The following is a 10569-nucleotide window of genomic DNA, read 5'->3' on the forward strand; positions in this document are numbered from 1 at the left end:
GGCCGTCGAGGGGACGGCGTGTAACTTTCAGGGTGGGAACGCGTGAAAGCGAATAAAACAACAAGCTTCTGCAGACGCACGTCGGCGGCCCTGCTCGTCGGAACGGTCCTTGCCGGCCACGCCTCGATTGCCGAGGCGCAGCAGGCCGCGCCGCAGACCGTAACGCCTCCCGCGGCGGTGCCGACTGCGAGCCAGCCCGGCGAGCGCACGATCCGCTCGGTCAACGTTGTCGGCGCCCAGCGCCTCGAACCCGATACCGTGCGTTCCTACACCGCGCTGCGCGTCGGCGCGCCCTATACCGGCGAAACGATCGACCAGGCGCTGAAGGACCTGTACGCGACCGAACTGTTCGCCGAGGTGTCGATTCTCGATCCCAATGCCAATGGTGAACTGACGATCCAGGTCCGCGAGAACCCGGTGATCAACCGCATCATCCTTGAGGGCAACAAGCGCCTTAAGGAAGACAAGATCCGTCCGGAAATCCGGCTCGCCCCCCGCCAGATCTTCACGCGGACCAAGGCGCGCGCGGACGTCGCGCGCATCATCGAGCTCTATCGTCGCCAGGGCCGCTTCGCCGCGACGGTCGAGCCCAAGATGGTCCAGCTCGACCAGAACCGCGTCGACATCGTGTTCGAGATCAACGAAGGGCCCAAGTCCAAGGTCCGCCAGATCAACATCCTCGGCAACGAGAAGTTCTCCGACGGCGATCTGCGCAGCGAGATGGTCACCAAGCAGTCGCGCTTCTACCGCTTCTTCAGCTCGAGCGACAGCTACGACCCCGACCGGCTGGCCTATGACCAGCAGAAACTGCGCCAGTTCTACCTCACCGAGGGCTATGCCGATTTTCGCGTCATCTCGGCGGTTGCCGAACTCACGCCCGACAAGCGCGACTTCATCATCACCTATGTGGTCGAGGAAGGCGATCGCTACAAATTCGGCGACATCAACGTCGAGAGCGAGCTGCGCGACTTCAATTCGGACACCGTCCGCCGGCTGATCAAGATCAAGAAGGGCGACTGGTACAACGCCAAGACGGTCGAGGACACGGTCGACGGGATCACCGAGACCGCGGGCCTGTTCGGCTACGCCTTTGCCGATGTCAGCCCGCAGTTCGACCGCAACAAGGACGAAAAGACGATGGGGCTGACCATCAAGGTCGCCAACGCCCCGCGCGTCTATGTCGAACGCATCGACATCAACGGCAACACCCAGACCCAGGACAAGGTGATCCGCCGCGAATTCCGTCTTGCCGAAGGCGACGCGTTCAACAGCTTCCAGGTCAAGCGCTCGCAGGATCGCATCAATTCGCTCGGCTTCTTCCAGGAGAATCTGGAGATCGAGCAGAAACAGGGTTCGGCGCCCGATCGCATCATCCTCGAGACCAATGTCGAGGAGAAATCCACGGGTGAGCTTCAGCTCTCAGCGGGCTTCTCGAGCCTCGAGCGCTTCATCATCAACACCTCGATCACGCAGCGCAACTTCCGCGGCAAGGGCCAGCTGCTGCGCGCTGCGGTCAATTATTCGAGCTATTCCAAGTCGATCGAGCTGGGCTTTACCGAGCCCTATCTGATGGACAAGAACATCGCGCTGGGCGGCGACATCTACCGGCGCGACTACAACTCGTTCCAATATGTCGGCAACAACGACCGCAACACGACCTATGAGCAGCTGTCGACGGGCTTCGGCCTGCGGCTCGGCGTTCCGATCACCGAGTTCTGGCAGGCCCAGGCGCGCTACGGCCTCGTCTTTGACGACGTCACGCTCGACAAGAACCTGTTCTACACCGATCCCGACGGCGCATCGGGGCCGCTGCCGGCGAGCTGCGACCCGTTGCTCGCGGGGCGGTATCTCTGCGATGCGATCGGCAAGCGGACAACGTCGTCGCTCGGCTACACGCTCGCCTTCGACAACACCAACAACCGTCTCCGTCCCTCGGCGGGGCACCGCCTGAGCCTCAGCCAGGACTTTGCGGGCGTCGGCGGTGACGTCAAATACATCCGCGCGATCGCGCGCGCGTCGAAATACTGGAGCGTGCTGGGCGGCTTCATCCTCTCGCTCAGCGCCGAAGGTGGTTATATCCATTCGCTCGAAGGACAGCGGACCGATGATCTCGGCAACCCGATCGACCGGATCCGCCTGACTGATCGCTTCTTCCTCGGCGAGCCGCAGATTCGCGGCTTCGACATTCGCGGCGTCGGCCCGCGCGTGCTGCGCTATACGCTGCGCGACACCGACGGTGACGGTGATTTCGAACGCACCGCCGAGCGCAATGACCGCACCGACGACGCGCTGGGCGGTCGCGCCTATTATATGGCGCGCGCCGAACTCGAGATTCCGCTGGGTTCGGGCGCGCGCGAGCTCGGGCTGCGGCCCTCGGTATTCGTTGACGCGGGCGCCGTTTTCGGGCTCCTCGATCCGATTACGACCAACTCGCCGGGCATCTGCCTTGATGCCACCGGAAACCGCGTGACGCCCACGGGCGTTGGACAATGTCCGGCCAACACCACGCTGGCACAGCTTCCCTTTGAGGAGGACTATGTCGGCGACACGCCCAAGCCGCGCCTTTCGGTCGGTTTCGGCGTAAACTGGAACTCACCGTTCGGCCCGTTCCGCATCGACGTTGCGAAGGCGCTGCTCAAAGAACCCGGGGATGACACCAAATTGTTCACTTTCAACGTAGGGACCCAATTCTGATGACCAAGATTCTTGTTACCACCGCGCTTTCCGCGCTTGCGCTTGCAAGCCCGATCGCCGCGCATGCCCAGAAGCTCAACCCCGCGGTGATCGCGGTCGTCGACAACGAGCGCGTTTTCCGCGAGTGCACCGCCTGCAAGGCCGCGCAGGGTCAGCTGCAGACGCAACTCCAGCAGATCCAGCAGCGTGCGCAGCAGCTGGGTCAACCGCTCCAGACCGAAGCGCAGTCGCTCGAGGCTGCGGTCAAGGCGCTCGCTGGCAAGCAGCCCGATGCGGCGCTTCAGCAGCGTGCCACCGCATTCCAGCAGAAGCAGACCGCTGCGCAGAAGGAACTGGCCGATCGCGAGCAGGCCTTCGGTCGCAACCGCTCCTATGTCGCGCAGCAGATCCAGGCGAAGCTCAACCCGATCATCCAGCAGGTGATGACCGCGCGCGGTGCCACGGTTGCGCTCGATACCTCGGCGACGCTTGCGGCTGCCGCGGGCATCGACGTGACCAACGACGTCCTGGCCCAGCTCAACACCCAGCTGCCCAGCGTCAGCACCACCGCGCCGCCGCCGCCGGCCCAGCCCGCGCAGCCGCAGCCGCAGGGTCGCTGATCCGCGCAGATGAGCGAGCAAACGACCGAAAGGGCCGCGATCGGCCCGCTTGATATCAAGCGGGTCCTTGCGGCCTTGCCGCACCGTTATCCGATGCTGCTGGTCGACCGCGTCGAGGAGATCATCCCCGACCGGTCGATCGCGGCGATCAAGGCGGTGTCGTTCAACGAAGAATTCTTCCAGGGGCATTTCCCCGGCCGCCCGATCATGCCCGGCGTGTTAATCGTCGAAGCGCTGGCGCAGGCCGCCGGCGTGCTTGCGGTGGAGTCGTTCGGGCTCGCGGGCTCGGGCAAGCTCGTCTATTTCATGGCGATCGAGGGCGCCAAGTTTCGCACCCCCGTCGAGCCCGGCGTGTTGCTGCGGCTTGAGGTCGAGTTCGTCCAGAAGCGCGCAAGCGTCTCCAAGTTTGCGGGCCGCGCACTGATCGACGGCAAAGTCGCCGCCGAGGCGAACTTTACCGCGATGATCGCGGATCCGCCCAGCGCCTGATCCGATCAGGTTTCAACCTGATCGGTGAATCAGGGGCTGCGCTTTGAGTTAGGCCAAGATTCACGGGTCATGATGACTTCATCATGACCCGATCTTGGCCGTCGGCCTGATCCCCTTGTAATTCGGCGGCCAACCGTCTAGAGCGCCGCCTTCGCATCCCCAGGCTGGTCGGAAACCAGCCACTTTCGGAGCATATGACGTGAAAAAAGGCATTCACCCCGACTACCACATGATCAAGGTCCAGATGACCGACGGCACCGTTTACGAGACGCGCTCCACCTGGGGCTCCGAAGGCGAGACGATGACGCTGGAAATCGACCCGCTGGCGCACCCGGCCTGGACCGGCGGCAACCAGCGCCTGCTCGACACGGGCGGTCAGGTGGCGCGCTTCAACAAGCGCTTCGGTGGCCTCACCCTCGGCAAGAAGTAAGCCGATGCGGCAGAAGCGCGGCACGCGGCCCCTCGGGGCGGTCTCCGCGCTTCGCCCATTGCTTGTGATGGCAGCGGTCATGGCGGCTCCCGCCCTGGCCGCGCCTTCGCGCGCGCCCGAGGATCGGACGATCGCGTCGATCCGGGCGATGCCCGCCTGGAAAAAGGCGGAACAGACGCTCGCCGCGCAGCATGACCGCTTTGTCGGTGAGATCATCAGGATCACCGAAATCCCCGCGCCGCCCTTTGGCGAAGCGCCGCGAGCCGCCGCCTATCGCCAGATGCTCGCCGATCACGGCCTGACCGACATCGAGAGCGACGCCGAAGGCAATGTGATGGGGCTGCGCCGCGGCACCGCGCCCGCCGGCGGCAAGCTGATCGTCGTTTCGGCGCATCTCGACACCGTCTTTCCCGCCGGCACCAATGTGAAGGTTCGCCGCGAGGGAACGAAGCTCTACGCACCCGGCATCGGCGACGATTCGCGCGGGCTCGCGGCGATGCTTGCCTGGATCCGCGCGCTCGACGCCGCGAAGATCCGCACCAGGCACGATATCCTGTTCGTCGGCACCGTCGGCGAGGAAGGGCAGGGCGACCTGCGCGGTGTCCGCCACTTCTTCACCCAGGGCAAATACAAGGACCGCGTCGCCGCATTCTATTCGGTCGACGGCATCGACCCTGCGCAGCTGACGCACGCCGCGGTCGGTTCGAAGCGCTATCGTGTCACCTTCAAGGGTCCGGGTGGGCATAGCTTCAGCGCCTTCGGCATCGTCAATCCCATGGCCGCGGCCGCGCGCGCGATTTCGGATCTTTACGAAATCGTTCCTGTCGCATCACCCAAGACCACCTATGCAGCGGCGGTGATCGGCGGTGGCACCTCGGTCAACTCGATCCCCGATTCGGTCTTTGTCGAGTTCGACATGCGCTCCGAAAGCGCGGCTGAACTCGACGGGCTAGAGAAGCGCTTCCTGGCGACGATCGATCGCGCGATCGCCACCGAAAATGGCGCGCGCTCGACACGCGAAGGGCCAATCACCGCCGAGAAGAAGAAGATCGGCGATCGCCCCGCAGGCGTCACGCCTCGCGATGCACAGCTCGTCGCGATCACCGCTGCGGCCGCGCGCGCGCAGGGCTTCTCGCCCGAATATGAGGCATCGTCGACCGATGCGAATGTCCCGATCAGCCTGGGCGTGCCCGCGATCACGATCGGTTCGGGCGGCAGCGGCGAACGCGCGCATTCGACCGACGAGTATATCGATGTGGAACGCAAGGAGAGCCTGCGCGGGCTCAGCGTCGGACTGCTTTCCCTGCTTGCGATCGCGGAAGTTCAGCGACGCTGATTGGCCGCTTCAAAAGAACAGCCCGCGCAGCTCGGCGATCGCAACCGTCGTCGGCATCGACAGAAACATCGCCGGGACGAATGGCGCGAGAGTCGCCACGAGCAGGATCGCCAAGCTGTTGAAGTCCACCGGCACGAAGCGCATTGCATAGACATTGGCGACCACCTGATAGAGGTCGGTGGCTGCCGAGAAGTCGGGTTCCGACAGCATCTGCCGCTTCGCGGGCCGTGTTCCGGCAAACCATGACCGCTCGAACTGCAGGCCCAGCTCGGTCCCGAGCGCGCCATAGGTCATTGCACCAATGCGCCACACGCGTGTCAGCTTGTCGACGAAGACCGTAAGCGGCCCCACGAACAACGCAACCGAGATCAACGCGATGCCGCCGACGAGCAATCCGTCGGTGAACGGCGTTGCCTGCCCCGCCAGGTGAACATTGGCGAACCGTCCCGCGGCGATCGTCCCCAACGCGGCGCCAACTAACGCAAAGGCGCGCACCGACTGGCACAGAAATCCCAGACCCGCCGATTGGTCGGGATGCGCCGCGATCAGCCGCAGCTCGAGCCGCGAAATGCGCCGAAGCATGTCCGTCCAGATCATCACGCGCCAGATCCAGCCGAGGACCAGCAGAAACAGCAACGGCGCGCTGACAAGCATGCGCCACCAGCCGGCGGCGGATAATGTGTCGCCAGAAAGCGACCAGGTCGGCACCCCGGGGGCAACGGGCATACCAATCAGCGCCAGGATGACGCCGTAGATGAGCGCCAGCATGATCGCCTCGGCCCAAAGCGAGCTGACCTGCCTTCGCGCGCGGACGAGGATATCCTCGAACTGCCGCTCGCCATCGGCGTCCAGCAGCCCCGATACAACGAAATGCAGCGCCACCGAGCCGAGACGGCGCGCGCAAAGTTTCCAGCCAATGACGAGGAGAGGGGCGGCGATCAGGTAGCGGGCATGCAATCCGACATCGCGGCTGAAGCTCCTCAGCGCCTCTTCGGGGTCCGAGGGCGGTGCGAACAGCGTCAGTACCAGCAGCGGCACCCACCCGAGGATGATGACGAGGCCCACCCTGCTCGGCACGTTGGGGCAGATCGGCGCAGGCAATCGCACCAGCGCGGTCAGGCGTCGGGGCGGCCCACCCTCGAACAGATCGTTCTGCGCGAAGATTGAAGCGGTGTCCTGCTGTTCGGTCACTTGCGCGCCTTCCATCATCGCGCAGATCGGCGAAGAGCGCCACGGCGCGGCGCATCAAGTCTGGCGACGGGCGCGGAGCGCCACAATCGGGTTTTCTCCCGATACCGGGGGCCGCGATGTGGCAAGCAATGTGAGGAAAGTTGGCGGACAGGGTGGGATTCGAACCCACGGTGAGCTTGCACCCACGGCGGTTTTCAAGTTGCGGATTATAAGGTTTCTCCTAGTTTTAACAGGTATTCGTAAGCATACGAATTTGCAGAAACCCTAGTAATTTGTCCTCTGGAAGTTTTATGTGAGTTCCAGTAGGTTTATATGGGCTGCTTACTATTTGCTTGCGAGTTTCGGGAGCAGCCGCCGTGGCCATAAAGCTTACAAAAAGCGTCATAGATCGCATGGAGTCGAGCGACAAGGGCAAGATTTACTGGGACACTGAGGTAAAAGGCTTCGGCGTCCGTATCACGACGAAAGGCAAGCTGACCTTCATCGTACAGGGACGGGTAGCACATGGCGGGAAGGGGGCTCGCATATCGATCGGGCCCTATGGCGTATTCACCGTGGATCAGGCGCGCGACGTCGCACGCGAGCATCTTCGGACGATGCGAATGGGCGAGGATCCCCGCGAGCTCAAGAAGCACGAAGAAACGCTTCGCATCACCTTGCAGGAGGTGTGCGATAATTATGTGGCGCGCCCCGGAAAGCTGAAAGCCAGCAGCCAGGCTACGATCAAGAGGCATATCGCCACAACCTTCGAGGCGTGGAAGGACAAGCCGATCGTGTCGATCACCGAGGAGATGTGCAGGATCCGTTATCGCGAGATGCTGACCGTAGGACTCCGAGGCAAGAAAGGGGCACCGGGGCAGGCAAACCAGGCGTTCTCGATCCTCAGCGCGCTCATCAACTATGCCAGCCGCCAGCATCGTCGTGCAGACGGCTCTCCACTGATACGGTATAGCCCGGTTGCCGTCCTCAGGGACGACAAGGTCAAGCTCCGCCCGCGCACCACCCGTATCCTCGACCATAAAGTCGGGGCCTGTTGGCTTGCTCTACGACAGTGGAGCGCCGTTGCGCACAATCGCGATACGGGGTCGAGCATCGACCTGGTCCGGTTCCTCTTCCTGACAGGTCTGCGAATCGGCGAAGCCTCTTCGCTCCGTTGGGATCAGGTCATGCTGGAGGATGGATATTTCCACATTCCAAACCCCAAGAACGGCAATCCCGTTTCGATGCCGCTATCACTCCAGGGGCTCTGGCTTCTCGATTCTCGCCCCAGAGTCGAGGGAAACCCCTTCGTCTTTCCGTCATGGGGCAAGGCTCGCCACATCACGAGCACGCGGGATACGATGCTGAAAGTCAGCAAGGTGGCGGGGAACCATATCACTCCCCACGCTGTCCGGCGCACCTATACCAACATTGCGCTGCGGCAGTGTCGGATCGAAAAGTTCCGCACGGACCTGCTGACGAACCACATCACCCGGGACGTGACTGCGGTGCACTATTTCGACACGACCAACCTCCAGTGGCTGCAACCAGAGGCCCAGTTGATCGGTGATTGGCTCGATCAGCAGGCGCTAAGGGCCGAACGTCAGGCAAGCGAAACGAGTGGGGTGACACTGGCCCTTGGTGTCCGACCCGAGTTGGCCGCAGGTTCCGAATCCGAGCCGCTGGTACTGCGGTCGGACGGCGCTTAGCGCTTGATTGCGCCTGCATTGAAGTGGCGAGCAAGCTCATGATGAGCAGGTTTATCCGGCCCGAGCGCCCAGGAAGGCTGCGAATTGTCTGGCCCCGCACGCCTGCAAGCAATTCGCGGGCGAGCGTGGTCCGCCGTGACCAAGTCGGCCGTGCTCAGTGCCGTTAGTGAATCTGGCTCATGGTGGCGATTAGCTAGTCTCGCTAGTCCAGATCGCATATTCAGGTAGAAAGTCGTTGAGAAGGTTGAGTCCTCAGGGCGTCAGCCAACGATTCGCCTGTGAGATTACGTGCCTCCAAGGCGACTGGTCGAGACGGCCGGCCTATGCGGAGTCGTTGGCCATGACCTGGTTGATGATACAAGATCAAAGAATGGGCAACCGATCAGCCGCCGATAGATTTCAAACTGGAAGTGCTCTCGTTTCTGAAATCATCTCATGGCTGTGACGTCTCCCCCTTGTCTGTTGAAATGCTCTCAAGAGGACGGCGGTATGTCTGAGCCTGAAAATGATCTCTCTGCCGATCTGGATGCGGACGAGGCGGCTCTCCTGGAAGAGATGCCGGCGCTGGGCGGAATCCTGCAGTCGCGGCGCGACTTCATGGCCCACACTGCGGCCGGGAGTTTAGGGTTGTTCGCGGCCAGTCTTCTTGCCGAGGAAGAGGCGCTCGCGCAGATGGCGCTCCCGGCGGATGCGGCAACCGCAACGGCAGCGCCGCAGCAGTTGGTGAAGATCGCGCTCCGGGTCAATGGCGCGGAGCGGGCGCTTGAGCTCGATCCGCGCGTGGTGCTGCTCGACGCGCTGCGCGAGCGGCTGGCGCTGACCGGATCGAAGAAGGGCTGTGACCAAGGCCAGTGCGGCGCCTGCACCGTTCTGGTCGATGGGCAACGGGTTCTGTCCTGCCTGACGCTGGCCGCGACGCTGGACGGCCGCGAGGTGACCACGATCGAGGGTTTGGCCGAAGGCGACCAACTGCACCCGGTCCAAGCCGCGTTCATCAAGCATGACGCCTTCCAGTGCGGCTATTGCACGCCAGGGCAGATTTGTTCGGCGGTCGGCGTGCTGGGCGAGGCCCGGCGCGGGCATGTCAGCCATGTCACCGCTGATGTGAGCAAGGCTACGACGCGCCTATCGGACGACGAGATCCGTGAGCGCATGAGCGGCAACATCTGCCGCTGCGGCGCCTATCCCGGCATCCTCGCGGCGGTCCAGGAGGTCCATTCGGGCCGCGAGACTGCGCACAATTGGCAATTCGCCACCGAGGCCCAACTGGCGATGGTGCGAGAGGAGGACAGCAATGCGGCCGTTTGAATATGTTCGCGCGGCGGATCCCACCGCGGGCGTCGCAGCCGTCGCCGCCATGCCGGGCGCAAAGTTCCTTGCCGGCGGCACCAACCTCCTCGACCTGATGAAGGAGGATATCGAGCGTCCCGTGCGCCTCGTCGATATCACGCGCCTGCCGCTGCGGGACATCAAGCGGACCCGCGCGGGCCTGTCCCTCGGCGCGCTCGCGACCAATACCGAGACGGCCAACCACCCGCTGGTCCGCGAGAATTATCCATTGCTGACCCAGGCGATCGTCGCCGGGGCGTCCGGTCAGCTACGCAATATGGCGACCAATGGCGGCAATCTTCTCCAGCGCACGCGCTGCAACTATTTTTATGACACGGCGACGCCCTGCAACAAGCGCGAGCCCGGAAGCGGTTGCGGGGCGCGTGAGGGTCTCAACAAGATCCACGCCATTCTGGGCTGGAGCGAGGCTTGTGTCGCGACCTATCCCGGCGACATGGCCAATGCGCTCTATGCGCTCGACGCCCGTGTGCGCGTGCGCGCCCAGAATGGGCGGGAACGGTTGATCCCTGTCGCCGACTTTCATCGTCTGCCCGGCGATACGCCGCAGCAGGATACGAACCTTGGGCAAGGCGAACTGATCGTCGCGATCGAGCTGCCGACTTCGTCCGCCAAATTCGCGCCCAACTCATATTATCTCAAGGTGCGCGACAGGGCGTCCTACGCCTTCGCGCTGGTCTCGGTCGCCGCTGCGTTCGATCTGGATGGCGGGACGATCCGGGAGGCGCGCGTCGTGCTGGGCAGTGTCGCCCACAAGCCATGGCGCAGCGCCGAGGCCGAACGTGGGGGGGGCGG

At 63.5% G+C, this 10569-nt stretch carries 9 protein-coding genes; 8 read left to right on the forward strand and 1 reads right to left on the reverse strand.

Annotated elements, in window-relative coordinates; translation table 11 throughout:
• The first annotated feature begins 42 nt into the window (after nucleotides 1–42).
• The 5 genes from bamA (at nucleotide 43) to AC3WJD_RS00680 (ending at nucleotide 5548) form a co-directional block, all read left to right on the forward strand.
• Nucleotides 43–2694, forward strand: a complete 2652-nt coding sequence (gene bamA / locus AC3WJD_RS00660; protein ID WP_492743563.1) for an outer membrane protein assembly factor BamA — start codon at nucleotides 43–45, stop codon at nucleotides 2692–2694.
• Nucleotides 2694–3293: an OmpH/Skp family outer membrane protein gene (locus AC3WJD_RS00665; RefSeq protein WP_492743565.1), complete on the forward strand. Its 600-nt coding sequence runs from the start codon at nucleotides 2694–2696 to the stop codon at nucleotides 3291–3293. The genes bamA and AC3WJD_RS00665 overlap by 1 nt, the downstream gene beginning before the upstream one ends.
• A 9-nt stretch (nucleotides 3294–3302) precedes the next feature.
• A complete protein-coding gene (gene fabZ, locus AC3WJD_RS00670; protein ID WP_492743567.1) occupies nucleotides 3303–3782 on the forward strand; it encodes a 3-hydroxyacyl-ACP dehydratase FabZ in 480 nt (159 codons plus the stop codon).
• Nucleotides 3783–3981: 199 nt separating this feature from the next.
• Nucleotides 3982–4212, forward strand: coding sequence for a 50S ribosomal protein L31 (gene rpmE / locus AC3WJD_RS00675; protein ID WP_492743569.1), 231 nt, complete (start codon nucleotides 3982–3984; stop codon nucleotides 4210–4212).
• A gap of 79 nt (nucleotides 4213–4291) precedes the next feature.
• Nucleotides 4292–5548 carry a M20/M25/M40 family metallo-hydrolase gene (locus AC3WJD_RS00680; protein ID WP_492743571.1) on the forward strand — a complete coding sequence of 419 codons (1257 nt, stop codon included), beginning with the start codon at nucleotides 4292–4294 and terminating at the stop codon, nucleotides 5546–5548.
• 9 nt (nucleotides 5549–5557) lie between these two features.
• Here AC3WJD_RS00680 and AC3WJD_RS00685 read toward each other — a convergent pair whose 3' ends face one another.
• The gene (locus tag AC3WJD_RS00685) at nucleotides 5558–6739 is read right to left on the reverse strand and encodes a hypothetical protein (protein ID WP_492743573.1); all 1182 of its coding nucleotides are present in this window, start codon (nucleotides 6737–6739) and stop codon (nucleotides 5558–5560) included.
• 356 nt (nucleotides 6740–7095) lie between these two features.
• Here AC3WJD_RS00685 and AC3WJD_RS00690 point away from each other — a divergent pair, with 356 nt between their 5' ends.
• From AC3WJD_RS00690 to AC3WJD_RS00700, 3 genes are all read left to right on the forward strand, one after another.
• Nucleotides 7096–8427: a tyrosine-type recombinase/integrase gene (locus AC3WJD_RS00690; RefSeq protein WP_492743575.1), complete on the forward strand. Its 1332-nt coding sequence runs from the start codon at nucleotides 7096–7098 to the stop codon at nucleotides 8425–8427.
• A gap of 597 nt (nucleotides 8428–9024) precedes the next feature.
• Nucleotides 9025–9735, forward strand: coding sequence for a 2Fe-2S iron-sulfur cluster-binding protein (locus AC3WJD_RS00695; RefSeq protein ID WP_492744071.1), 711 nt, complete (start codon nucleotides 9025–9027; stop codon nucleotides 9733–9735).
• The coding region (locus AC3WJD_RS00700; protein ID WP_492743577.1) for an FAD binding domain-containing protein at nucleotides 9722–10569 on the forward strand (848 nt) is incomplete at its 3' end. The genes AC3WJD_RS00695 and AC3WJD_RS00700, both read left to right, overlap by 14 nt.

Source organism: Sphingobium sp. FW306-1B-F04DB, from assembly GCF_058781925.1.